The organism is Amycolatopsis thermalba, from assembly GCF_023376025.1.
In the GTDB taxonomy this organism is placed as follows: domain Bacteria; phylum Actinomycetota; class Actinomycetes; order Mycobacteriales; family Pseudonocardiaceae; genus Amycolatopsis_E; species Amycolatopsis_E thermalba.
Genome location: NZ_CP091196.1, coordinates 4,577,008 through 4,601,658, shown reverse-complemented (window position 1 = coordinate 4,601,658; position 24,651 = coordinate 4,577,008). Strand labels below are relative to the sequence as shown.

Annotated in this window: 20 protein-coding genes and 1 pseudogene; 19 read left to right on the top strand and 2 right to left on the bottom strand. The window is 73.7% G+C overall.

Annotated features, from left to right (window positions below; translation table 11 throughout):
• The first annotated feature begins 14 nt into the window (after positions 1-14).
• The 19 genes and pseudogenes from pucL (at position 15) to L1857_RS22165 (ending at position 21,854) form a co-directional block, all read left to right on the top strand.
• The gene (pucL, locus tag L1857_RS22255) at positions 15-890 is read left to right on the top strand and encodes a factor-independent urate hydroxylase (RefSeq protein WP_116110579.1); all 876 of its coding nucleotides are present in this window, start codon (positions 15-17) and stop codon (positions 888-890) included.
• 12 nt (positions 891-902) lie between these two features.
• Positions 903-1,774, top strand: a pseudogene (locus tag L1857_RS22250) (FAD binding domain-containing protein).
• Entirely contained in the window at positions 1,765-2,250 is a 486-nt protein-coding gene (locus tag L1857_RS22245) for a (2Fe-2S)-binding protein (protein WP_249466181.1), read from the top strand. Before L1857_RS22250 ends, L1857_RS22245 begins: the two are co-directional and overlap by 10 nt.
• A complete protein-coding gene (gene pucD, locus L1857_RS22240) occupies positions 2,247-4,556 on the top strand; it encodes a xanthine dehydrogenase subunit D (protein ID WP_116110576.1) in 2,310 nt (769 codons plus the stop codon). Before L1857_RS22245 ends, pucD begins: the two co-directional genes overlap by 4 nt.
• 54 nt (positions 4,557-4,610) lie before the next feature.
• Positions 4,611-5,093, top strand: coding sequence for a nucleoside deaminase (locus L1857_RS22235; RefSeq protein ID WP_094002576.1), 483 nt, complete (start codon positions 4,611-4,613; stop codon positions 5,091-5,093).
• Positions 5,094-5,283: 190 nt separating this feature from the next.
• Positions 5,284-6,723 (top strand): NCS2 family permease, encoded by a 1,440-nt coding sequence (locus L1857_RS22230; RefSeq protein ID WP_116110574.1) that lies wholly within the window; start codon positions 5,284-5,286, stop codon positions 6,721-6,723.
• A gap of 11 nt (positions 6,724-6,734) precedes the next feature.
• Positions 6,735-7,115: an allophanate hydrolase-related protein gene (locus L1857_RS22225; RefSeq protein WP_116110573.1), complete on the top strand. Its 381-nt coding sequence runs from the start codon at positions 6,735-6,737 to the stop codon at positions 7,113-7,115.
• The gene (locus L1857_RS22220; protein WP_116110572.1) at positions 7,112-7,933 is read left to right on the top strand and encodes a hydroxypyruvate isomerase family protein; all 822 of its coding nucleotides are present in this window, start codon (positions 7,112-7,114) and stop codon (positions 7,931-7,933) included. The genes L1857_RS22225 and L1857_RS22220 overlap by 4 nt, the downstream gene beginning before the upstream one ends.
• A gap of 33 nt (positions 7,934-7,966) precedes the next feature.
• Positions 7,967-8,842, top strand: coding sequence for a 2-hydroxy-3-oxopropionate reductase (locus L1857_RS22215; RefSeq protein ID WP_249466175.1), 876 nt, complete (start codon positions 7,967-7,969; stop codon positions 8,840-8,842).
• A 52-nt stretch (positions 8,843-8,894) separates the two neighbouring features.
• On the top strand, positions 8,895-10,607 hold the full coding sequence (gcl, locus tag L1857_RS22210; RefSeq protein ID WP_116110570.1) for a glyoxylate carboligase: 1,713 nt from the start codon (positions 8,895-8,897) through the stop codon (positions 10,605-10,607).
• A complete protein-coding gene (locus L1857_RS22205; protein WP_249466171.1) occupies positions 10,604-11,710 on the top strand; it encodes a glycerate kinase in 1,107 nt (368 codons plus the stop codon). The genes gcl and L1857_RS22205 overlap by 4 nt, the downstream gene beginning before the upstream one ends.
• Entirely contained in the window at positions 11,707-13,026 is a 1,320-nt protein-coding gene (gene allB / locus L1857_RS22200; RefSeq protein WP_116110568.1) for an allantoinase AllB, read from the top strand. The genes L1857_RS22205 and allB overlap by 4 nt, the downstream gene beginning before the upstream one ends.
• Positions 13,023-14,141, top strand: a complete 1,119-nt coding sequence (alc, locus tag L1857_RS22195) for an allantoicase (RefSeq protein ID WP_116110567.1) — start codon at positions 13,023-13,025, stop codon at positions 14,139-14,141. The genes allB and alc overlap by 4 nt, the downstream gene beginning before the upstream one ends.
• A gap of 129 nt (positions 14,142-14,270) precedes the next feature.
• Complete coding sequence (locus L1857_RS22190) at positions 14,271-14,906, top strand: cysteine hydrolase family protein (RefSeq protein WP_116110566.1); 636 nt, start codon at positions 14,271-14,273, stop codon at positions 14,904-14,906.
• Between the two features lie 76 nt (positions 14,907-14,982).
• The gene (locus L1857_RS22185) at positions 14,983-16,398 is read left to right on the top strand and encodes a helix-turn-helix domain-containing protein (RefSeq protein ID WP_116110565.1); all 1,416 of its coding nucleotides are present in this window, start codon (positions 14,983-14,985) and stop codon (positions 16,396-16,398) included.
• A 277-nt stretch (positions 16,399-16,675) separates the two neighbouring features.
• Positions 16,676-18,148, top strand: coding sequence for a purine-cytosine permease family protein (locus L1857_RS22180; RefSeq protein WP_116110564.1), 1,473 nt, complete (start codon positions 16,676-16,678; stop codon positions 18,146-18,148).
• A 27-nt stretch (positions 18,149-18,175) separates the two neighbouring features.
• Positions 18,176-19,468, top strand: a complete 1,293-nt coding sequence (locus L1857_RS22175) for a flavin monoamine oxidase family protein (RefSeq protein WP_116110563.1) — start codon at positions 18,176-18,178, stop codon at positions 19,466-19,468.
• Positions 19,468-20,430, top strand: coding sequence for an agmatinase (gene speB, locus L1857_RS22170; RefSeq protein WP_205413230.1), 963 nt, complete (start codon positions 19,468-19,470; stop codon positions 20,428-20,430). Before L1857_RS22175 ends, speB begins: the two co-directional genes overlap by 1 nt.
• Positions 20,430-21,854 carry a gamma-aminobutyraldehyde dehydrogenase gene (locus tag L1857_RS22165; protein WP_116110561.1) on the top strand — a complete coding sequence of 475 codons (1,425 nt, stop codon included), beginning with the start codon at positions 20,430-20,432 and terminating at the stop codon, positions 21,852-21,854. The genes speB and L1857_RS22165 overlap by 1 nt, the downstream gene beginning before the upstream one ends.
• A 25-nt stretch (positions 21,855-21,879) precedes the next feature.
• Here the strand turns inward: L1857_RS22165 and L1857_RS22160 are convergent, their stop codons facing one another.
• Positions 21,880-23,346, bottom strand: a complete 1,467-nt coding sequence (locus L1857_RS22160; RefSeq protein ID WP_094002591.1) for a PP2C family protein-serine/threonine phosphatase — start codon at positions 23,344-23,346, stop codon at positions 21,880-21,882.
• A 153-nt stretch (positions 23,347-23,499) separates the two neighbouring features.
• Positions 23,500-24,645 carry a UDP-N-acetyl glucosamine 2-epimerase gene (locus L1857_RS22155; protein ID WP_116110559.1) on the bottom strand — a complete coding sequence of 382 codons (1,146 nt, stop codon included), beginning with the start codon at positions 24,643-24,645 and terminating at the stop codon, positions 23,500-23,502.
• Positions 24,646-24,651: the final 6 nt, after the last annotated feature.

Genomic DNA, 24,651 nt, shown 5'->3' with positions numbered 1-24,651 from the left:
GTGTCAGGACAACCATGGGCATCGTTCTCGGCGACAACCAGTACGGCAAGGCGGAGGTCCGGGTCGTGCGGCTCGACCGCGACGGTGAGCGGCACGCCGTCACCGACCTCAACGTCAGCACCACCCTCTCCGGCGACCTGGCCGACACCCACCTCACCGGGGCCAACGACAAGGTGCTGGCCACCGACACGCAGAAGAACACGGTGTTCGCCTTCGCCAGGGACGGGATCGGCGAGATCGAGGACTTCGGCCTGCGGCTGGCGCGGCACTTCGTCGCCACGCAGCCGAGCATCCACCGCGCCCGGGTGGCGATCGAGCGGTTCCCGTGGGCGCGCCTCGACGTCGGCGGTGTCCCGGCCGCGCACTCGTTCGCCCGGTCCGCCGAGGGCACCCGGCTGGCGGTGGTGCACCACGACGGTGAGCGGTCCTGGGTCACCGGCGGCATCCGCGACCTGACCGTGCTCAACTCCACCGACTCGGAGTTCTGGGGTTTCCCCCGCGACCGCTACACCACGCTGGCCGAGACCAAGGACCGCATCCTCGCCACCGCGGTGGCCGCGAGCTGGCGGTTCGGCCGCACCGAGGACGTCGACTGGGCGGGCGCCTACACGACCGCGCGGGCCGCTCTGCTGACCGCCTTCGCCGACACCTACAGCTACTCCCTGCAGCAGACCCTCTACGCGATGGGCGCGCGGGTCCTGGAGCACGTGCCGGAGATCGTCGAGGTGCGGCTGTCGCTGCCGAACAAGCACCACTTCCTCAGCGACCTGTCCGCCTTCGGCCTGGACAACCCGGACGAGGTCTACTACGCCGCCGACCGCCCCTACGGGCTGATCGAGGGGACCGTCCTGCGCGACGACGCCCCCGAACCCGGACTGGCCTGGAGCTGAAGGAGCACCGCGATGGACTTCCTGCGACCGTCCTCGCTCGCCGAGGCGCTGGCCGCGAAGGCCGAACATCCCGGGGCGGTACCGATCGCCGGCGGCACCGACGTCATGGTCGAGATCAACTTCGACCACCGGCGCCCGGACGCGCTGCTCGACCTCGGCCGCGTTCCGGAGCTGGCCGAGCACGGCACCGCCGACGGCCGGATCCGGCTGGGGGCGAGCGTCCCGTACACCCGCATCATCACCGAGCTCGGTCACGTGCTGCCGGGGCTCGCGATGGCGTCGCGCACGGTGGGCTCACCGCAGATCCGCAACCGCGGCGGCGTCGGCGGCAACCTGGGCTCGGCCTCCCGGCCGGCGACGCGCACCCGGCGCTGCTCGCCGCGGGCGCAGAGGTGGAGATCGCCTCGGTGCGCGGCACCCGGACCGTGGCGGCGGCCGACTTCTACACCGGGGTCAAGCGCAACGTCCTGGAGCCCGACGAGCTGATCACCGCCGTGCACCTGGCCCCGGCCACCGGTCCCCAGCAGTTCAGCAAGGTCGGCACCCGCAACGCGATGGTGATCGCGGTGTGCGCGTTCGGCCTCGCGCTGCACCCGGAGCAGCGGCGGGCCGGCACCGGGCTCGGCTCGGCCGCCCCGACCCCGCGCCGGGCCCCGGACGCGGAGGAGTTCCTCGCCGGCGAACTGGACTGGGAGAAGCCGAAACCACTGTCCGACGCGGTGCTGCGCCGTTTCGGGGAGCTGGTCGCCGCGGCGGCCGCCCCCATCGACGACGTCCGGGGCACCGCGAACTACCGCCGGCACGCGCTGGCGGTGCTGGCCCGCCGCACGCTCGGCTGGGCCTGGACCGACTACACGCGAGGGAGCTGGACCGCATGCGCCTGAACGTCACCGTCAACGGCGAGCACCGCCAGGCCGACGACGTCTGGGAGGGGGAGAGCCTGCTGTACGTGCTGCGTGAGCGGCTGGGCCTGCCCGGCTCGAAGAACGCCTGCGAACAGGGCGAATGCGGGTCCTGCACGGTGTACCTGGACGGGGTGCCGGCGTGTGCCTGCCTGGTCGCCGCCGGGCAGGCGGAGGGCCGCGCGGTGCGCACCGTCGAAGGGCTCGCCGAGGGCGACGCGCTCGACGAGGTGCAGCGGTCCTTTGTGGAGCGTGGCGCGGTGCAGTGCGGGTTCTGCACGCCGGGCCTGATCGTCGCCGCGCACGACCTGATCGAGCGCACCGGCTCGCCCGGTGACGCCGAGATCCGCGAGGCGCTGGCCGGGAACCTGTGCCGCTGCACCGGTTACGAGAAGATCCTGGACGCCGTCCGCCTCGCCGCCGAGCGCACGGCCGCCGCGAAGGAGGCCGCGCGGTGACCAAGCCGGCACCGGCCCGCTTCCCGCAGGACCTCACCGACGCCGTCACGGGCGGCGTCGGGGACAGCCCGCTGCGCCCGGACGGCAGGCTGAAGGTCACCGGCCAGTACGCGTACTCGTCCGACCTGTGGCACGAGGACATGCTGTGGGGCGCGACGCTGCGCAGCCCGCACCCGCACGCCCGCATCCGCTCGCTCGACTACAGCGCGGCGCTGGCCCACCCCGGCGTGCACGCCGTGCTGACCCACGAGGACGTGCCGGGCGAAAACGTCTACGGCCTCAAGTACGCCGACACCCCGGTGCTGGCCGCCGACCGGGTCCGCTGCCAGGGGGAACCGGTCGCGCTGGTGGCGGCCGACCACCCGGAGATCGCGCGCCGGGCGCTGAAGAAGATCAAGGTGGACTACGAAGTCCTGGAGCCGATCACCGATCCGGAGCGGGCCGCGCACGACGAGGACTTGCCGGCGCTGCACCCCGACGGCAACCTGGTGCGCTACCAGCGGATCGTCAAGGGCGACCCGGACGCGACCGCCGACGTGGTGGTGTCCGGCGTGTACGAGATCGGCATGCAGGACCAGGCGTTCCTCGGCCCGGAGTCCGGGCTCGCGGTGCCCGACGGCGACGGCGGGGTCGACCTGTACCTGGCGACCCAGTGGCTGCACGTCGACCAGCGGCAGACCGCGCACGCGCTGGGCCTGCCGCTGGAGAAGGTGCGCCTGACCCTGTCCGGCGTCGGCGGCGCGTTCGGCGGCCGCGAGGACCTGTCGATGCAGATCCACGCCTGCATGCTCGCGCTGCGCACCGGCCGCCCGGTGAAGATGTCCTACCACCGCGAGGAGTCGTTCTTCGGCCACGTGCACCGGCACCCGGCGAAGATGTACTACGAGCACGGCGCGACCCGCGACGGGAAGCTGGTCTACGTGCGGGCGCGGCTGTACTTCGACGGCGGACCGTACGCCTCGAAGACGCCGGTGGTCGTCGGCAACGGCACCACGCTGGGCGCCGGGCCGTACGTGGTGCCCAACGCCCGCATCGAGGGCTGGGGCGTGCGCACCAACAACCCCACCTGCGGGGCGATGCGCGGGCTCGGCGCGGTGCAGCCGACCTTCGCCTACGAGTCGCAAATGGACAAGCTCGCCACCGCGCTGGGCATGGACCCGGCGGAGCTGCGCATCCGCAACGCGATGAAAGAGGGCGACACCGGGGTCACCGGGCAGGTCGCGGATTTCCCGGTGGCGGTGGCCGAGCTGGTCCGCCGGGTGCGCGACATGCCGCTGCCGCCGGAGCGCACCGGTCCCGCGGACATCCGGGAGCTGCCCGGTGGCGCGTCCAACACCACCCACGGCGAAGGGGTGGTCCGCGGCATCGGCTACGGCGTGACCATCAAGAACGTCTCCTACGCCGAGGGTCTCGACGACTACTCCACCGCCCGCGTGCGGCTGGAGGTGGCCGGCGGGGAACCGGTGGCGCTGGTGCACACCGCGGCCGCCGAGGTCGGCCAGGGCCTGGTCACCGTGCAGCAGCAGATCGCCAGGACCGAGCTGGGCGTGCAGCGGGTGACGATCCACCCGAACGACACCTCCGTCGGCGACGCCGGGTCCAGCTCGGCGTCCCGGCAGACCTACGTCACCGGCGGCGCGGTCCGCAACGCCTGCCGCGCCGTGGCGGAGTCCGTGTGCGCGCTCGCGGCGAGCAAGTCCGGCCGTCCCGCCGAGGGGCTGACGCTGTCCGGCGGCAAGATCGTCGACGGCCGGGGCGAGGTGATCGCCGACCTGGTGGACGTCCTGGGCACCGACGCCGTCGAGGAGACCCGGGAGTTCCACCACCGGCCCACCGTCCCGCTCGACCCGGAGACCGGCCAGGGCGACGCGCACGTGCAGTGGGCGTTCTCCGCGCACCGGGCCGTCGTGGACGTGGACACCGAGCTGGGCCTGGTCAAGGTCGTGCAGCTGGACTGCGCCCAGGACGTCGGCAAGGCGATCAACCCGGACGCGGTGATCGGCCAGATCCAGGGCGGCTCGGCGCAGGGCCTCGGGCTCGCCGTGATGGAGGAGATCCAGGTCTCCGGCGGCAAGGTGCGCAACCCGTCGTTCACCGACTACCTCATCCCGACCACCCTCGACATGCCCCCGATGCGCATCGAGATCGTCGAGCGGGCCGACCCGCACGCCCCCTACGGCGTGCGCGGGGTCGGGGAACCGCCCACGATCTCCGCGACCCCGGCGATCGCCAACGCGATCCGCGACGCCACGGGACTGGAACTGCCCCGGGTCCCGATCCGGCCGGAACACCTCACCGGCACCTGAGGAACACCACCACCACGAAAACCCCGTGCCCGGCACGGGGGAGGGAGTGCACGCGTGACCGCGATCGTCAGTGTGGAGAAGGAATGGCTGGCCAGGGCCGTCGAGCTGGCCACCGACAACGTCGCCGCCGGCGGCGGGCCGTTCGGCGCCGTGGTCGTCCGCGACGGCGAGATCGTCGCCACCGGGACCAACCAGGTCACCCCGGCGCTGGACCCGACCGCGCACGCCGAGGTCGTCGCGATCCGGGCGGCCTGCCAGGCGCTGGGCGACTTCAAGCTCACCGGCTGCGTGCTGGTGTCGTCCTGCGAACCGTGCCCGATGTGCCTGGCCTCGGCCCTGTGGGCCCGCCTGGACCGGGTGGTCTACGCCGCCGACCGGCACGACGCCGCCCGCGCCGGCTTCGACGACCGCGCGTTCTACGAGCTGTTCGACCGGCCGCGGGAGTCGTGGACCGTCCCCGTCTCCCGGCTGTCCGAAGTGGACGGATTCGTGCCGTTCGCGGCCTGGCTGGACCGGCCCGACCGCATCGAGTACTGACCCCCCGGCCCGGGAACCCGGGACCGGGAACCGAGTACGGCTTGTCACCGGCGACGAGCGCCCCTCACCGGGCCCCTCGGCGGTGCTGACCGGAGCACCAGAAAAACCCCAATCGTCCCGCTCACCAGGCCCCGCGGCGCCCAGCCGCGGCGGCCCGGCCGAGCACACCCACCGGCAAGGGGAGGACGCCATGACCCAGGCCCCCAGCGACGACCGCGTCGCACCAGCACCCACCGTACCCCGCAGGACGGCGCTCGACCGCTTCTTCGACCTCACCGGCAGGCGGACCACCGTCGGCCGCGAGGTCCGCGGCGGGATCACCACGTTCGTCGCGATGGCCTACATCGTGCTGCTCAACCCGCTCATCCTCGGCGCGTCGGCGGACATCACCGGCGCGAAGCTGAGCGCGGCCCAGGTCACCACGGCGACCGCGCTGGCCGCCGCGGTGACGACCATCCTCATGGGACTGGTCGGCAACGCCCCGCTGGCGCTGGCCGCCGGGCTGGGCATCAACGGCATCGTGGCCTTCCAGATGGCCCCGGCGATGACCTGGGCGCAGGCGTTCGGCCTGGTCGTGCTGGAGGGCGTGTGCATCGTCCTGATGGCCGTCAGCGGGGTGCGGGAACGCATCATGAACGGCATCCCGCCGGCGTTGAAGACGGCCATCACGGTCGGCATCGGGCTCTACATCGCGCTCGTCGGGTTCGTCAGCGCCGGGTTCGTCACGCGCGTCCCGGACGTCGCGGGCTCGTCCGTCCCGGTCCAGCTGGGCCTGAGCGGGCACCTCGCCGGCTGGCCGATCGCGGTGTTCTGCCTGGGCCTGCTGCTGATGGTGGTCCTGGTGTCGCGCAAGGTCCCGGGCGCGGTGCTGATCGGCATCGCGGTCACCACGGTGTTCGCGATCGTGCTGCACGACGGGTTCGGCGTGGGCGGCTGGGGCCGCACCGAGCCGACACTGCCCAGCCAGGTGCTCGCCGCGCCGGACTTCGGGCTGTTCGGGGACGTCGACCTGTTCGGCGGGTTCGTCTCCGCCGGGCCGGTCACCGCGACGGTGTTCCTGTTCACGCTCGTGCTGTCCGGGTTCTTCGACGCGATGGGCACCATCACCAGCGTCTCCGACGAGGCCGGGCTGTCCCGCGACGGCAAGGTGCCCGGCATGGGCCGGATCCTGCTGGTGGACGGGGCGGGCGCGATCGCGGGCGGAGTCACCGGGTCGTCGCCGAACACGGTGTTCCTGGAGTCCGCCGCCGGTGTCGGCGAGGGGGCCCGCACCGGGCTGGCCAGCGTGGTGACCGGGCTGTTGTTCGGGGCGACCCTGCTGTTCACCCCGCTGGCCGGGGTGGTCCCGGCGCAGGCCGCGGCACCGGCGCTGGTCGTGATCGGCGGGATGATGGTGTCGCAGATCCGGCGCGTCCCCTGGCACGACACGGATTTCACCATCCCGGTGTTCCTCACCGCCGCGGTCATCCCGTTCACGTACTCGATCACCAACGGCGTGGGCGCCGGGCTGGTGTCCTACGTCGTCATCCGCATCGGCAAGGGCCGCTGGCCCGGCTGGCTGCTCACCGGGCTGGCCCTGGTGTTCACCGTCTACTTCGGAATCACCGGTGTCGAGAAGCTCTTCGGCTGAAGGAGACAGACATGGCGTTGATGTTCCTCAACGGCGGGGCCATGCGTGGCGAGCCGTTGCACCACCTGCTCGGCGGCGCCCCGCTGGTCGCCGCGACCACCACCGCGCCCAAGTACCGCTTCTACTCCGTCGGCGGTCAGTGCCCGGCGCTGTTCCCGGTCTCGCACGGCGGGGCGGCCATCGCGGGCGAGGTCTACGACGTGCCGATGGACGTGCTGCGCGACCGGGTGCTGCCGTCCGAACCGCACGAGCTGGAGCTCGGCGTGATCGAGCTGGCCGACGGCAGCTCGTCGCTGGCGATGCTGTTGCGCCGCCCCTACACCTCGCACGCGCAGCTGCGCGACATCACCGAGTTCGGCGACTGGCGTGCCTACCAGGAGAAAGCCGCGTGAACCACACCCTGCCCTACGACGTCAACCTGTCCATGCTGTTCACCGAGCTGCCCCTGCTGCAGCGCCCCGCCGCGGCCAAAGCCGCCGGCTTCGACGCGGTCGAGTTCTGGTGGCCCTTCGGCACCGCGGCACCCGGTGACGCCGAGGTGGACCGGTTCGTGGCGGCCGTCCGGGACGCGGGCGTGCGGCTGGTGGGCCTCAACTTCGCGGCGGGCGACCTGCCGGGCGGCGACCGGGGCCTGGTGTCCTGGCCCGCGCGGTCGGCGGAGTTCCGCGAGAACGTGCCGATCGCCGTCGGCATCGCCGAGCAGCTCGGCTGCCGCGCCCTCAACGCCCTCTACGGCAACCGCGTGGCCGGCGCCGACCCGGCCGAACAGGACGCGCTCGCTGCGCAGAACCTCGCCGTGGCCGCGCACGCGGCGGCGCGGATCGGCGCGACCGTGCTGGTCGAACCGGTCAGCGGCGCGCCGCACTACCCGCTGCGGCGGGCCGCGGACGCGCTCGCCGTGATCGACCGCGTCACGCGCGAATCCGGCGCCGGCAACCTCGCGCTGCTGGCCGACCTCTACCACCTGACGGCGAACGGCGACGACCTCGGCGCCGTCATCGCCGAGCACACCGGCCGGATCGGCCACGTGCAGATCGCCGACCACCCCGGACGCCACCAGCCCGGGACCGGCGCCATCGACCTGGACGCCGCGCTCGGCAAGCTCGCCGCCGGCGGCTACACCGGCCACGTCGGCCTGGAGTACCAGCCGTCCGGCACCACCGAGGACAGCCTGGCCTGGCTGCCCCGGGACCGTCGTGCGGCGACCTGAACCATCCCCGACACCGGAACGGAAAACCTGATCATGACCCGTGTGGGATTCGTCGGCCTGGGCATCATGGGTGCCCCCATGGCCCGCAACCTCGTCAAGGCCGGCTTCGCCGTCGCCGGCTACGACCGCAACACCGACGCGGTCGCCAGGCTCGCCGCGAACGGCGGCACCGCGGCCCGGTCGATCGCCGAGGCCGTGCGGGACGCCGAGATCGTCATCACGATGCTGCCCGCCGACCCGCACGTCGAAGACGTCGTGTTCGGCCCCGGCGGGATCGCCGGGCACATCGAGCCCGGGACGCTGTTCATCGACTTCAGCACCGTCAAACCGGAAACGTCGCAACGAGTCGCGCGGCGGTTCGGCGAGCAGGGCGTGCGCGTGCTCGACGCCCCGGTGTCCGGCGGTGAGGCCGGTGCCGTCGACGGCGTGCTGTCCATCATGGTCGGCGGGGCGCAGGCGGACTTCGACGCCGCCAAGCCGGTGTTCGACGCCGTCGGCAAGGTCGCCGCGCTCGTGGGACCGTCCGGCGCGGGCCAGTTCGTCAAGGCGGCCAACCAGCTGGTCGTCGGTGGCACCTACGCGCTGGTGGCCGAGGCGATCGTGCTGATGGAAGCGTCCGGTGTGGACGCCGAGGCCGGGCTCGAGGTGCTGGCCGGCGGCCTGGCCGGCAGCCGGATCCTGGAGCTGAAGCGCAAGTCCATGCTGGCCCGCGACTTCACGCCCGGCTTCCGCATCGACCTGCACCACAAGGACATGGGCATCGTGCTGGACGCCGCCCGGCAGGCCGAGGTGGCCCTGCCCTTCGCCGGCCAGGTCGCCGCCTTCGTCCAGTCCGCCCGCGCCCAGGGCCTCGGCGACGCCGACCACTCGGCGCTGCTCGCCGTCACCGAGCGGCTGTCCGGCCGCTGACGGCCCGCTCCACCAGCCACCACACCCGTCGACAGTCCGAGGAGTCTTTGCCATGCCCAGAATGCCCGCGATGGAAGCGGTCGTCGAAGTCCTCAAGTCCGAGGGCGTGGACGTCGCGTTCGGATGCCCCGGCGCGGCCATCCTGCCGCTGTACCAGGCGATGGAACGCCGGGGCGGCATCGAGCACCTCACGGTCCGGCACGAGGAGGGCGCCACGCACATGGCCGACGGCTGGTCGCGCACCAGCGGCAAGGTCGGCGTCGCGATCGGCACCTCCGGCCCGGCCGGGACCAACATGATCACCGGTCTCTACACCGCGATGGCCGACTCGATCCCGATCCTCGCCATCACCGGCCAGGCGGTGTCGGCCAACCTGCACAAGGAGGCCTTCCAAGCGGTCGACATCGTGCGGATCGCCGAACCGGTCACCAAGTGGGCGGTGCAGGTCAAGGAGGCGGCCACGGCGCCGTGGATCTTCCGCGAGGCGTTCCGGATCGCGCGGTCCGGCCGTCCCGGCCCGGTGCTCGTCGACATCCCCGTCGACGTCGCGCAGGAGATCATCACCTACGACCCGGACATCGACGCGCCGTTCCCGGTCGAGGTGGTGCGGCCGCACCTGCCGCGCGTCGAGCGGGCACTGGACCTGCTGCTGGCCGCGGAGAAACCGCTCATCCTGGCCGGCGGTGGCGTCGTCATCGCCGACGCGGCGCCGGAGCTGCGCGAGCTGGCCGAGTACCTCAACGTCCCGGTGCAGGTCACGCTCATGGGCAAGGGCGCGATCGACGAGGACCACGACCTCTACGCCGGGATGACCGGGGTGCAGACCTCCCAGCGCTACGGCAACGCCTCGATGCTGGAGTGCGACACCGTGCTGGCCGTCGGCGCCCGGTTCGGCGACCGGCACACCGGCAGGCTGGACGTCTACCGGGGCGACCGCACGTTCATCCACGTCGACATCGAGCCGACCCAGATCGGCAAGGTGTTCCCGCCCGATCTGGGCATCGTCTCCGACGCGAAGCTGTTCCTGCGGGCGCTGCTGGACGCGGCGCGGGCGCGGGGCGCCGGTGGCCGCGGCCCGGCCGCCTGGGTCGAGCGGATCGGCGAGCTGAAGGCGACGCTGCGCCGCCGGGAGGACTTCGACACCACCCCGATCAAGGCGCCCCGGGTGTACAAGGAGATCAACGAGGCGTTCGGCCCGGACACCTGGTTCGTCACCGCGATCGGGCTCTACCAGATCTGGGGCGGCCAGCACCAGAAGGCCTACCGGCCCCGGCGCTACCAGGTGTGCGGGCAAGCCGGGCCGCTGGGCTGGGAGATCCCGGCCGCGATCGGCGTGAAGAAGGCGCTGCAGCCGGTCGAGCCGGGGGCCGAGGTCGTCGGCATCGTCGGCGACTACGGCTTCCAGTACCTGGTCGAGGAACTGGCGGTGGCCGCGCAGTACGACGTGCCGTTCGTGCTCATCATGCTCAACAACGAGTACCTGGGCCTGATCCGGCAGGCGTCGATCCCGTACGACATGAACTACCAGGTCGACATCCACTACGACGAGTACGGCTCGGACAACGTCAAGATCATGGAGGCCTACGGCTGCGCCGGGCGGCGGGTGTTCGACCCGGCGGAGATCCGGGACGCGATCGACTGGGCCCGCAAGGAGGCGGTGGCGACCTCCCGCCCGGTGCTCGTGGAGATCATGATCGAGCGCGAGGCCAACACCCCGCACGGGCCCGCGATCGACGCCGTGCGCGAGTTCGAGCCCGCCCCGTGACCGGTCACGTCCTCGTCGCCCCGGACAAGTTCAAGGGCTCGCTGACCGCGGCCGAGGTCGCCGCGGCGGTCGCCGACGGCCTCGGCGGCGGAGCCCGCACAGTGCCGCTGGCCGACGGCGGCGAGGGCACGGTCGAGGCCGCGGTGTCGGCCGGGTTCCGCCGCGTGCCCGTGACGGTGCACGGCCCGGCCGGGCAGCCGGTCACCGCCGCGTTCGCGGTGCGCGACGGCACCGCCGTGGTGGAGCTGGCCGAGGCGTCCGGGCTGCAGCGGCTGCCCGGACCGCCCGCGCCGCTGACCGCGTCCAGCTTCGGCACCGGTGAGCTGATCGCCGCGGCGGTGTCGGCCGGTTGCCGCCGGATCGTGCTGGGGGTCGGCGGCAGCGCGTGCACCGACGGCGGCGCGGGCCTGCTGTCCGCGCTCGGGGCGAAGCTGCTGGACCGGGACGGCGGCGAACTGGCTCCGGGCGGTGCCGCGCTGCGGGACCTGGACCGGGTCGAGCTGACCGGACTCCACCCGGCACTGGCCGGCGTCGAGTTCGAGCTGGCCGGTGACGTGGACAACCCGCTGCTCGGGCCCACCGGCGCGGCCGCGGTGTACGGGCCGCAGAAGGGCGCGAGCCCCGCCGACGTGGCCGTCCTGGAAGCCGGGCTGCGGCGGTGGTCCGAGGTCGTCGGACCGCGGTGCGCCGGCGCTCCCGGCGCGGGCGCGGCCGGGGGAGTGGGATACGCGGCGCTGGCCGTGCTGGGCGCGCGCCGCCGCCCGGGGGTGCGCGCGCTGATGGACCTGGTCGGCTTCGACGACGCCCTGCGCGGCGCCCGGCTGGTCGTCACCGGCGAGGGGTCGCTGGACGAGCAGACTCTGCACGGCAAGACACCGGCGGGGGTGGCCGGGGCCGGCCGCGCGGCCGGGATCCCCGTCGTGGCCGTGGCCGGGCGGTGCCTGCTGGACGGCGAGCAGCTCGCCGCGGCCGGTATCCGCGCCGCCTACGCCCTCACCGACCTCGAACCCGACCCCGCCCGGTGCATGACCGACGCCGGGCCGCTGCTGCGCCGGCTGGCCGGACGGCTCGCCGCGGACTGGCTGGGAAGGAGTTGCGCATGACCGGCTACGACCTCGTGGTCCGCGCCGACCGGGTGCTGACCCCCGGCGGCGAACGGCCCGCCGCGGTGGCCGTCCGGAACGGGCGGATCGCCGCCGTCACCGGCCGCACCGCGCGGCTGGACACCCGCCTCGACCTGGACCTGGGTGACCTCGCCCTGCTGCCCGGGCTGGTGGACACCCACGTCCACGTCAACGAGCCCGGCCGCACCGAATGGGAGGGGTTCGCCACGGCCACCGCCGCCGCGGCCGCGGGCGGCGTGACCACGATCGTGGACATGCCGCTGAACAGCCTGCCCGCCACGGTGACGGCGGACGCGCTGGCGGTGAAGCGGCGGGCAGCCGACGGGCAGTGCCAGGTCGACGTGGGCTTCTGGGGCGGCGCGATCCCCGGCAACGTGGGCGATCTGGCGGCGCTGCACGAGGCCGGGGTGTTCGGCTTCAAGTGCTTCCTCTCGCCGTCGGGGGTCCCGGAGTTCCCGCCGCTGAGCTGGCCCGAGTTCGACGCCGCCCTGGCCGAGCTGGCGCGGCTGGGCGCGCTGATGATCGTCCACGCCGAGGACGGGGCGCGGCTCGCGGCCGCGCCGGAGGCCGGACCGTCCTATCCGGAATTCCTGGCCTCGCGTCCGGACGAGGTGGAGACCGGCGCGGTGCACGGGCTGATCGAGCGGGCCACGCGCACCGGCGCCCGGGTGCACGTGCTGCACCTGTCCTCGGCGGCGGCCCTGGACCGGTTGGCCGCCGCCCGTCGCGCCGGCACGCCGATCACCGCCGAGACCTGCCCGCACTACCTGACGCTGGCGGCCGAGGCGATCCCGGCCGGGGCGACCGAGTTCAAGTGCTGCCCGCCGATCCGGGACGCGGCGAACCAGGCCCGGCTCTGGCGGGGGCTGGCCGAGGGCGTGATCGACTGCGTGGTGTCCGACCACTCACCGTCCACACCGGACCTCAAACGCGGCGGCTTCGACACGGCGTGGGGCGGGATCGCCTCGCTCCAGCTGGGCCTGCCCGTGGTGTGGACCGAGGCGCGGCGGCGCGGGCACACCCTGGCCGACGTGGTGCGGTGGATGGCGTCCGCGCCCGCCGCGCTCGTCGGGCTGCACCGCAAGGGCCGGATCGCCGAGGGCGCCGACGCCGACCTGGTGGCCTTCGCCCCCGGCGAGGAGGTCACCGTGACCCCGGACGCGCTGCGCCACCGCCACCCGCTGACCCCCTACGCCGGCCTGCGCCTGACCGGGGCGGTCCACCGGGTCTGGCTCCGCGGCCGCGAGGTGGACGGCGAACCGGCCGGAACGTTGTTGACGAGGGAGGAAGCATGACCGCACCGCACGACCCGACGACCCTGCCCGATCTGGCCGCGCGCCCGCACGGCGGCACGGTGATGGCCGCCAGCGACGAGTTCTTCGCGGACAAGGAGAACCTGATCAAGCCGGCGGCGCCGACCTACCAGCCGCACACGTTCACCCCGAAGGGGCAGCAGTACGACGGGTGGGAGACCCGCCGCCGGTTCGGGCGGCGCGGCGGGCACGACTGGGTCCTCGTCCGGCTCGGCGCCCCGGGCGTGGTGCGCGCGATCGACGTGGACACCGCGTTCTTCCTCGGCAACTACCCCGAGCAGTGCCGCATCGAGGGCACCGGCGTGGAGGGCTACCCGAGCCCGGAGGAGCTGGGCCGGGCGGACTGGTTCGAGCTGGTGCCCGCCTCGCCGCTCAAGGGCGGCGAGCACAACGTGTTCGCCGTGCACGCCGAGCGGCGCGTCACCCACGTGCGGCTGCACGCGCTGCCCGACGGTGGCATCGCCCGGCTGCGGGTGCACGGTGAGGTCGTGCCGGACCCCCGCGACCTCGACGCGGTCCCGTTCGACCTGGTGAGCACGCTGCACGGCGGGAGGGTCGTGGAGTGCAGCGACAGTTTCTTCTCCCCGCCGGCCAACATGCTCCAGCCCGGCGAGTCGCGGTTCATGGCCGACGGCTGGGAGACCGGGCGCCGCCGCGACGACGGGCACGACTGGGCCGTGGTCGAGCTGGCGTGCGAGGCCACCCCGCTGGTCGCGGAGATCGCCACCACCCACTACCGGGGCAACAGCCCGGACCGGGTCTCGCTGTCCGGGTCCGCCGGCGGCGAGTGGTTCCCGCTGCTGCCGGAGACGAAGCTGCAGGCCGACACCACCCACCGGTTCCGGCTCGGCGCGCCGCGCCCGGTGACGCGGGTGCGGATCGCCATTCACCCGGACGGTGGCGTGGGCCGGTTCCGCCTCTACGGGCAGCCGACCGAGGCGGCGCGGGAAGCCCTGGCGCGGCGGTGGTTCACGCTGCTGCCGGAATCACAGGCGCTGGCCGTGCTGGCCGAGGCCGGGGTGGGTGGTGCGGAGGCCGGACGCCTGGTCGCCGACCGCGAACACGCGCCGCTGGACGTGCTGCTGGGGAAGGGGTGAGATGGCGGTCCGGATCGCGTGGCGCCCGGTCCGGCCGCGGAACCGCGGGGTGCCGCACCGGCTGTTCCGGATCTGGTGGCGTATGACGGATCGTTGACGGTCGTAGCGTTCGCGTGCTACTCATCCGGGATGGGTTACCGGCTGGACCCGATCGAGCCCGGGCGCACCGCGCTGATCGTGGTCGACATGCAGCACGATTTCCTCGCGCCCGGCGCGCCGCTGGAGTCGCCGGACGGCCGGGCCATGGTGCCGCGGCTCAACGAGACGCTGGAGCTGTGCCGGCGGGCGGGGGTGTTCGTGGTGTTCACCGCGCACGTGCACCGCGCCGACGGTTCGGACATGGGCCGGTTCGCCGACCTCTACCCGCCCATCGCCGAGCGGGCGGCGCTGATCGACGGCACGCCCGGCGCCGAGCTGTACGCGGAGGTGGACCGGCGGCCGGACGAGCCGGTGATCCGCAAGCACCGCTACAGCGCGTTCTTCGGCACCGATCTGGAGATGATCCTGCGCGGGCGCGGGATCGACACCGTGGTGGCCACCGGCGTCACCACGGAGGACTGCGTCCACGCCACCATCCGCGACGCGATGTTCCGCGACTTCCGGCCCGCCGTGCTGTCCGACCTGTGCGCGACCTACGACCACCCGGACCTCGGCCACGGCGCGATGAAGGCCGCCGAGGTCCACGCCGCCACCCTCGTGGTGCTGGCCCAGTCCACAGCGGACGTCCTGACGAGCGAGGAGTTCCGGGCGCGGCTGTCCGGCTGATCAGGGTGCCGGCCGCCGCTCGGCGGCTTCGCCGCCGGCGCGCCGTAGTCTGGACCCTCCGCGAGGGAGGTGCCGGTTGCTCGTCGAAGACCTGCTGTCCGATCCCGCGCTCGCGCTGGACGTGCGGGTGTCCGGCCGGGTGCGGCGGCCGATCCGGTGGGTGCACACCATCGAGGTCGCCGACCCCGGCCGGTTCCTGCGGGGCGGCGAGGTCGTCCTCACCGCCGGGGTGTGGCGCGCGAGCGGGGTCCCGGCCGAACGGTTCGTCGCCGATCTCGCCGCCGCCGACGTCGCCGCGGTCGGGTTCGGTCTGGTCACCGCCGGGGACGAGGTGCCGCCGGAGTTCGTCGCGGCGGCCGCGGAGCACGGGCTGACCTGCTTCGTGGTGCCGGTGGCGGTGCCGTTCGTGCAGATCGTCGAGACGTTCGTCAGCGTCAAACGCGCGGAATGGGAACGCCCGCTGCGACGGCACCTCGACCAGCACGACGCGATCGTGGCCGCCCTGCGCCACCGCCGCGGGGTGGCCACGGTACTGCGGATCCTGGTGAGCCAGCTCGGCATGCCGGTCGCGCTGCGCTCCGGCGGCACCGTCACCGGCGAGGTGCCCGAGCCGCCCCACCCGCTGCCGCTGATCGGCGAGGGCCTCGCCGACGCGGAGATCCTCCTGCCCCGCCCGCTGCCGGACCTGGACGTCGACGCCCAGGCGGCGGTCGTGCGGGCGATGCCGTTCCTGGCGCTGGAGCTGGAGCGGGAACGCGCCGTGCGCGCGACGGAGCTGCGGTACGCGTGGGAGCTGTTCGAATGGATCCAGGGCGGCACGACGAGCGCCGCGACGCTGGCGACGCGGTTGCGCTCCCTGGGGGTGGGCACCGATCGCCCGATCGCGGCGCTGGTCCTGCGGACCGACCCGGATTCGGGCGCCGCGGACCGGCTGCGACGGCTGCTGGACCCCGGCTCGGTCGTCGTCGAGCGCGGGCCCGAGGTGCTCGCCCTGACTCCGGCGCCCCGCTCGATGGCCGAACTCGCCGGAAGCCTGCACGCCGGACTGCAGCGGGCGGGCGTGCACGGGCACCTGGGCGCGGGCAGCCCGGGCGGGGCCGCCGAGCTGCGGCTGAGCCTGCTGCAGGCCCGCCACGCCGCCGAGGCCGCCGCGGCGCGGGAGTCCAGCGGCTGGCTGACCTACGAGCAGCTGCACAGCCCCACGCTCCTGCTGGCGGCCCAGGACCCCGACCTCCTGGCGGCGACCGCCAAGGCGGTGCTGGGCCCGATCCTGGAACACGACGAACGCCGCGGCGGGGACCTGCTGCCGTCACTGGCGGTGTTCCTGGATTCGGGCGGCCGCTGGCAGGAGTCCGCCCAGGCGCTGCACGTGCACATCAACACGCTCCGGCACCGCATGCGCCGGGTGGAGGAACTCACCGGCCGCAGCCTGGCGAGCACCCAGGACCGGGTGGACCTCTTCCTGGCCCTGCGGGCACTGAACCTGCCGTAGGTGCGGTGCCGGTTCGCTCCGACCGGGGGGAACCGCTCGCTCCCTTCGGCAGGGCATAGGGGCAGGCTGGCGCCTGCCCCAAGGGGTCGGCCTGTTCCCCCCGGTCTTCGCTGGGTGGGCCGTCGGCCGCCGTCAGCCCCGTTGTGCGATCCGACAACGCCCCTGCCGGACTTGGGACGATCGGTGACTTACGGCACCCCGCCATCTCGGCGCACCCTGGTCGCCGCCGGGAGAACCGGCCGGTTGACCACCACCAGCGCCACCAAGGAGTTCGCCAATGGCTGTTGAACCTCCGCCGACCACGCGCGCCATCGAGGTGCACGGGGTGGACACCATCCCGGACGCCGACCGCACCGGCCGTCCGCGCGACGTCGCGGGCATCCTGGTCGGCTCCAACCTGTGCCTCGGCGTCGTGATCTTCGGGTGGCTGCCCGCGTCGTTCGGCCTGGGTTTCTGGGCGGGTGTCACCTCGATGATCACCGGCACCCTGCTCGGCACCGCGCTCGTCGCGCCGCTGGCGCTGGTGTCGCTGCGCACCGGGACGAACCTGTCCACCAGCAGCGGCGGCCACTTCGGGGTGCGGGGACGGCTGATCGGCTCCGTGATCGGGCTGCTGCTGTCCCTGGGCTACGCCGCGCTCACGCTGTGGACCGGCGGCGCCGCGGTGGTCGGCCCGCTGGCCCGGCTGCTCGGCCTCCCGGACGGCGCCGCCAGCTACGTTGTCGTGTACGCGCTGCTCGCGGTGCTCGCCGTGCTCGTGGCGGTGTTCGGCTACCGGCTGCTCAACCGCATGGGCCGCTGGCTCGCGATCGGCATGACCGTGCTGATGCTCGCCGGGTTCGCCGCCTACGCCGGGGACTTCACGACCGCCCCGGTCGTCGAGGGCGGCTACCTGCTCGGCGCGTTCTGGCCGACCTGGCTGCTGTCCACGGTGGCCGCGGGACTGTCCGGGCCGATCGCGTTCATCACCCTGCTCGGCGACTACACCCGCTACGTCTCGCCACGCCGGTATCCGGCCCACCGCGTGGTCGCCGCCACCGCGGGCGGCATGATCGGCGGTCTGCTGATCCCGCAGCTGTTCGGGACGTTCACCGCGTTCGCCACCCGCGCCGGTGAGGACTACGTGGGCTCGCTGGTGCAGGCCGCCCCGGTGTGGTTCCTGGTGCCGCTGCTGCTCAACGGCCTGTTCGGCACGGTCGGCAACGCCGGCATCCTGCTCTACAGCATGGGCCTGGACCTGGACGCGATCGTGCCGCGGCTGTCCCGGGTGCGGGCGACCGTGCTGGTGTCGGTGATCGCCACGGTCCTGGTGTTCTGCGGCTACTTCGTGTGGGACGCGCAGGACGCGGTCACCGCGTTCGTGCTGCTCATCACCGCGCTGGGCACCCCGTGGGCGGTGATCACGCTGATCGGGTTCGCCCGCTGCCGGGGCCGCTACGACGCCGACGCGCTGCAGGTCTACAACCGGCGCTCGCGCGGCGGGATCTACTGGTACACCGGCGGGTGGAGCGTCCCGGCCGTCGTCGCGTGGACCTTCGGCGCGGTCCTGGGCCTGCTGTCCGTCGACACCACCGTCTACCACGGACCGCTGCTCGCGTTCACCGGTGGCATCGACGTCAGCTTCCTGCTCGCCGCGGCGGGCAGCGGCCTGGCCTACTTCCTGCTGACCCGGCGCAGCCCGCAACCCGTGCCCGGAGACGACCCGCGGCTCGCCGCCCCCGGCCGGTCCTCCGTGGCCACCCCGTCCTGACCTGGATCCAGAAACGGAAAGGTAATCATGGAACGCTACGACGTGGTCGTGATCGGCGCCGGTTTCGCCGGGCTGACCGCCGCCCGTGACCTCGGCGCGGCCGGCAGGCGCGTCCTCGTCCTGGAGGCGCGGGACCGGATCGGCGGGTCCACCTGGTACCGCCCGGACGCCATGGACGGCGCGGGCCTGGAGATGGGCGGAACCTGGATCGTGCCGCAGCAGCCGCACGTCTTCGCCGAGGTGGAGCGCTACGGCATCGCCGTGCGGGACAGCGAGCTGCCGCAGCGGATGACCTGGTCCGCGGGCGGCAAGGTGCTGGACACGCTGCTGCCGGTGCCGCCGGAGGAGTACGGGGCGCTCGAACACGCGCTGCGGCAGCTGCTCGCCGCGGGCGCCCGGCTCGACCCGGAGCGGCCGCTGTCCGAACAGGACCTCGCCGACCTGGACGTGCCGATCCGGCGGTGGGCCGACGACGCCGGCCTCACCGGCAACGCGCGGGAGCTGCTGATCTCCTGGTTCTGCGGCTGCGCGAACGCCAGCGAGGACACCGGTTCCGCGCTGGACATCATCCGCTGGCTGTCCTCGATGGACAATTCCCTGTGGGGGATGGTGCAGGCCAGCGTGCTGGGCTACACGTTCACCGACGGCACCGTGTCGCTGGCCCGCGCGATCCTCGACGACAGCGGTGCGCGCCTGGAGCTGTCCAGCCCGGTCTCGGCCGTGCGCGCCGACGACACCGGTGTCGTCGTGGAGCACGCCGGGGGAGCGGTGCGCGGCGACCGGGTGCTGGTGACCGTCCCGATCGGGGTGCTCGGCGACATCGAGTTCAGCCCCGGGCTGCCCGCCGACAAGCGGGCCGCGTCGGCGGAGAACCACGCCGGGCAGGGCCAGAAGATCTGGGCGCTGGCGCGGAACGTGCCCGAGGACCTGAGCGGGTTCGGCTGGGGCACCAGCTTCGACTACGTCGGCGCCATGCACACCACGGAACGCGGTGTGGTGCTGGTGTGCTTCGCCCCGGAACACGACCGCGTGGACGCCGCCGACCTCGCCGACGTGCAGCGCGCGGTGCGTGAGTTCGCCCCGCGGGCCGAGGTGCTCGACGCGTGCACGCACGAGTGGGTGCACGACCCGTACTCGAAGGGCACCTGGGCCACCTTCCGCGCCGGGCAGTTCGCCCGCTACGAGCTGGCGCTGGGCCGTCCCGAGGGCCGGGTGCACTTCGCCGGATCGCACACCGCCCGGCGCTGGCGCGCCTTCATCGACGGGGCGATCGAGTCCGGCCGCCGCGGCGCCGCCGAGATCCTCGCCGCCGACCAGTGATGCCCGAAGGAGACGACGTGACCAACCCGATCGGCCCGGTGGACGCCACCCGGGTCCCCCGCTACGGCGGCGACACCACGTTCGCCCGGCTGCCCCGGCTCACCGACGTCCCGGACGCGGACGTCGTGGTGTGGGGGGTGCCGTTCGACAGCGGGGTCAGCTACCGCCCGGGGGCCCGGTTCGGTCCCAACCACGTGCGGCAGAGCTCCCGCCTGCTGCGGCCCTACAACCCGGCCCTCGACGTCGAACCGTTCGGCCGCGTGCAGGTCGCCGACGGCGGCGACCTCGGGGTCAACCCGTTCGACCTGGACGAGGCGATCGCCACCGTGGAGTCCGGCGCGCGGGAGCTGTCCGGCACGCGGCGGCGCCTGCTCACCGTCGGCGGTGACCACACGATCGCGTTGCCGCTGCTGCGCGTGCAGCACGAGCGGCACGGCCCGGTCGCGGTGCTGCACTTCGACGCGCACCTGGACACCTGGGACACCTACTTCGGCGCCCCGCACACCCACGGGACCCCGTTCCGCCGCGCCGCGGAGGAGGGCCTGATCGACTTCGCGCACTCGGCGCACGTCGGGATCCGCGGCCCGCTCTACGCCCGGCTCGACCTGGACGAGAGCGAGAAGCTCGGGTTCGCGGCCGTGCACTGCCGGGACTTCGCCCGGCAGCCGCTGGACGAAATCATCGAGCGCGTGCGGACGCGGCTCGGGGACCGCCCGGTGTACGTGTCGCTGGACATCGACGTGCTCGACCCGGCGTTCGCGCCCGGCACCGGGACGCCGGAGGCGGGCGGCCTGTCCAGCATGCAGCTGCTGGAGGTGCTGCGCGGGCTGGACGGGCTGAACGTCGTCGGCGCCGACGTCGTCGAGGTCTCCCCGGCCTACGACCACGCCGAGATCACCGGGATCGCCGCCGCGCACGTGGTCTACGAGCTGCTCAGCGTCCTGCCGGTGGGAGGCCGCTGATGCGCGTGGTCAACAACGTCGTCGACGGCACGGTGGTGGAGGCGGCCGACGGTCGCCGCACCGACCTCGTCGATCCGTGCACCGGCAAGGTCTTCGCGGTCGCGGCCCTGTCCGCGGAGTCCGATGTGGACGCCGCGTACCGGTCGGCGGTCCGGGCCTTCCGCGACTGGCGCCGCACCACTCCGGCGCAGCGGCAAGGGTTCCTGCTGCGCCTGGCCGCCGAGCTGGAGCGCCGGGCGGAGGAGTTCGTCGCGGCCGAGGTGGAGAACACCGGCAAGCCCGTGGCGCTCACCCGCGTCGAGGAGGTGGGTGCCGCCGTGGACCACCTGCGCTTCTTCGCGGGCGCGGCGCGGTTGCTGGAGGGCACCGCCGCCGGTGAGTACGCGCCGGGCCACACCTCCTACGTGCGCCGGGAACCGGTCGGGGTGATCGGCCAGGTCGCGCCGTGGAACTACCCGCTGCTGATGGCGGTGTGGAAGATCGCGCCCGCGCTCGCGGCGGGCAACACCGTGGTGCTCAAACCCGCGGACACCACACCGGTGACCGCGTCGCTGCTCGGCGAGCTGGCCGCCGGGATCCTCCCGCCCGGCGTGTTCAACGTCGTGTGCGGCGACCGGGACACCGGCCGGGCGGTGGTCGCGCACCCGGACGCCGCGATGGTGTCGATCACCGGCTCCACCCGCGCCGGGCAGGAGGTCGCGGCCGCGGCGGCCCGGGACGTCAAGCGGGTGCACCTGGAGCTGGGCGGCAAGGCACCGGCCCTGGTGTTCCCGGACGCGGACGTGGCGGAGGCCGCCGCCGGGATCGCGGCGAGCGGGTTCTTCAACGCCGGCCAGGACTGCACGGCCGCGACCCGCGTCCTGGTGCACGAGGCCGTGGCGGACGAGTTCGTCGAGGCCCTGGTCGTGGAGGCGTCGGCGACCCGGTGCGGGCCGCCCTCGGACGAGGACGCCGAGTTCGGGCCGCTGAACAACGCCGCCCAGCTGGAGCGGGTCTGCGGTGTCGTGGCGGACCTGCCCGCCCACGCGCGGGTGCTCGCCGGCGGGTTCCGCGTCGGCGGCGAGGGCTTCTTCTTCGCGCCGACCGTCGTGACGGGGCTGCGCCAGGACGACGCGGCGGTGCAGGAGGAGATCTTCGGCCCGGTGCTGACGGTGCAGACCTTCGCGAGCGAGGAGGAGGCGGTGGAGCTGGCCAACGGCGTGGACTACGCGCTGGCCGCCAGCGTGTGGACCCGCGACCACGGCCGCGCGATGCGCCTGACGGCCGGGCTCGACTTCGGCGCGGTCTGGGTGAACACCCACATGGTGCTGGTGGCGGAGATGCCGCACGGCGGCTTCAAGCACTCCGGCTACGGCAAGGACCTGTCGCACTACGGCTTCGACGACTACACGCGCGTCAAGCACGTGATGCACCGCCTGGGCTGACCGTGCGGTGGTCCGGTCGTGACGGTCAGCGCTCCTGGGCGGCCCGGCCCGGTGCGCCGGTGTTCGTGACCGCCAGCCCGCTCTCGGTCGTGGTGGCGGCCAGGGCGAGCAGGGCGACGTCGTCGTCCAGGCCGTGGGGCAGGCCGGTGAGCAGGGCGACGGTGTCGGCGACCAGGGCGGCCGCGGTGGTGGGGCCGGTGCGGGCGGCCAGGAAGGCGGCTACGCCGTCGATGTCGAGCAGCCGTCCGTCGGCGTCGCGGGATTCGGACAGGCCGTCGGTGTAGAGCAGGAGCGCCTGGCCGGGGCGCAGGAGCACGGTGGTGGCGACGAACCGGGCGTCGGGCAGGGCGCCGACGAGCGTGCTGCCGTGCAGTTCCACCGGGTGCACCCGCGCACCGCCGTGCCCGGTGGGGGCGGGGATCAGGTGGAACGCCGGTGGATGTCCACCACCGGCCAGGCGGACCACGGTACCCCCGCTCTCGTCGTCGGCGGGGGTGATGGTGCCGTAGAGGACCGTGCAGAAGCGGCTCCCCACGGCCGGGTCGGCGAGCAGCGCGGCGTTCAGCGTGGCCAGCACGGCGAGGGGGTCGTCGACGTGCTGGTGGGCGGCGGCGCGGAGGGTGTAGCGGCTCAGCGAGGTCAGCGCGGCGGCCTCGGCGCCCTTGCCGCACACGTCGCCCAGGAAGAACCCCCATCGGCCGTCGTCGAGCGGAAACACGTCGTAGAAGTCCCCGCCGACCTCGTACCGGGAGGCGGGGTGGTAGTGGCAAGCCAGCTCCACGCCCGGGATCGACGGCAGCGCGGGTGGCAGCAGGGTCTGCTGCAGTGTCGCGGCGTACGCGGCGATGGCGGCAGCATCGCGTTCGGCCCGTTCCCGCGCGGCCTGTTCGGTCTCGGCGCGAGTGGTCTCGGCCTGGCGGAGCAACCGTTCGGCCCGCACCGCGCGCAGCGCCGACAGCCGCAGCTCCAGCTCGTCCATGACGATCGCGGCCAGATCGGTCAGGATCGCGGTGTCCTCGGGGGTGATCACGCGGGGCCGGGTGTCCAGCACGTTGACGGTGCCCAGGCGGTGGCCGTCGGCGGTGGTGATCGGCGCGGCGGCGTAGAACCGCACCCCGAGGTCACCGGTCACCAGCGGATTGCCCGCGGCCACGGGATCGCGCAGCGTGTCGGGGATGACCAGCGCCTGGTCCTGGCAGATCGCCGAGGCGCACAACCCGGGGTCACGGCCGATCTCGGGCACTCCCTCCAGGCCGTGGGCGGCCTTGAACCAGATCCGGTTCTCGTCCACGATCGACACGGTCGCCACGGGCACCTGCAACAGGTGCGCCGCCATCGCCGCGACCCGGTCGAACGCCCCGTCCGGTGGGGTGTCGAGGACGTCGTAGCGGCGCACCGCGGCCAGCCTCGCGTCCTCGTCCTCGGGTAACGGCGCGGGCACCGGCCGGCGCGGGTCGTGTCCGTCCAGCGTCGACGCGTGCTGTTGCGGCATCCGGTTCCTCCCTTGTGCGCTGCCGCGACCGTTTCGGGTCCGTGATCGGCGGCTCGCGCTTCCACCCTAGGCAACGACGCACACCTTGGCAGCCGGCGGCGCCTCCCGGTTCACGCTGCCGGGAGGCGCCCGGGGCATCGAGACCGCGCTACTTCAGCGGTTCAGCAGGGACAAGTGGTGGACGGCGTCGGCGATGCGCTCGCTGCTGCGCCCGTCCCCGAACGGGGAGGGCGTGTCCGCGAGCCTGGCGCGGCACTCGACGCCGTCGGTGAGCCAGTCCAGCGCGATCCCGGCGATGTCGTCGTGCGGCCGCACGAGCTTGCCGAAGTCCCGCAGCACCTCCGGGCGTTCGGTGGATCGCCGGACGACCAGGATCGGCCGCTTCAGCACGGTGGCTTCCTCCTGCACCGATCCCGAGTCTGAGACCAGCAGCGCGGCGTGCTTGGCCAGCGCGAGGAACTCGGAGTGCCAGAGCCGGTTCACCACGCGCAGGTTCATCGCGGACGCCAGGACACCGGCGCGGATCACCGCGGCCCTGGTTCGCGGGTCGACGGGCAGCACGACCGGGTATCCGGCGTCGGCGATTCCGGAGAGCTGGTTCGCGATCGCGAACAGCGCTTCCTCGTCGTCGGTGTTCTCCGGCCGGTCGAGGGTGGCCAGCACGTATCCGTCCGGCTGGAGTCCCCACTTCCGCAGCACGTTGATCCGGTCCGGCCCGGGCATGAGCCGGTGGTGCACGGCCTCGGCGGTGGTGGTGCCGGTCAGCCGCACGTCCCGGCCCCCGAGTCCCTCGGCTTCGAGGTTGCCGACCTCGACCGGGGTCGGCGCGCAGAGCACGTCGGAGACCCGGTCGGCGAGCACCCGGTTGCGCTCCTCGGGAAGCGCGAGATCGTGGCTGCGCAACCCGGCCTCGACGTGCACCAGGGGGATGCCGTGCGAATGAGCGGCGAGCGCGCCGGCGAGCGCGGTGTCGGTCGCGCCGTGCACGAGCACGACCTCGGGGCGGTCGGCGGCGAAGAGCCGGGTCAGCTGTTCCAGCGCCCCCGCGACCCGGAAGCTCCGGGATCCGGTCCCGGTGCCGCCGCCGAACTCCGGGTTGGGCAGTGCGCTGGGGGAGTGGTTCCCGGGCCGCACCACCCTGGCCCGCCGGCCGAGCCGGCACAGGACCGGGGCGAGTTTGAAGATTTCCGGCCGCGTCGCGAGGATCAGTGCGACGCCGCCGGAGCGCGGTGCCGCGCCGGCGATGAGCGGAGGCCGCCGGGTGGCCGGTCGGTCGGTCTGCGGCAGGATCGCGGTCATCGGTTC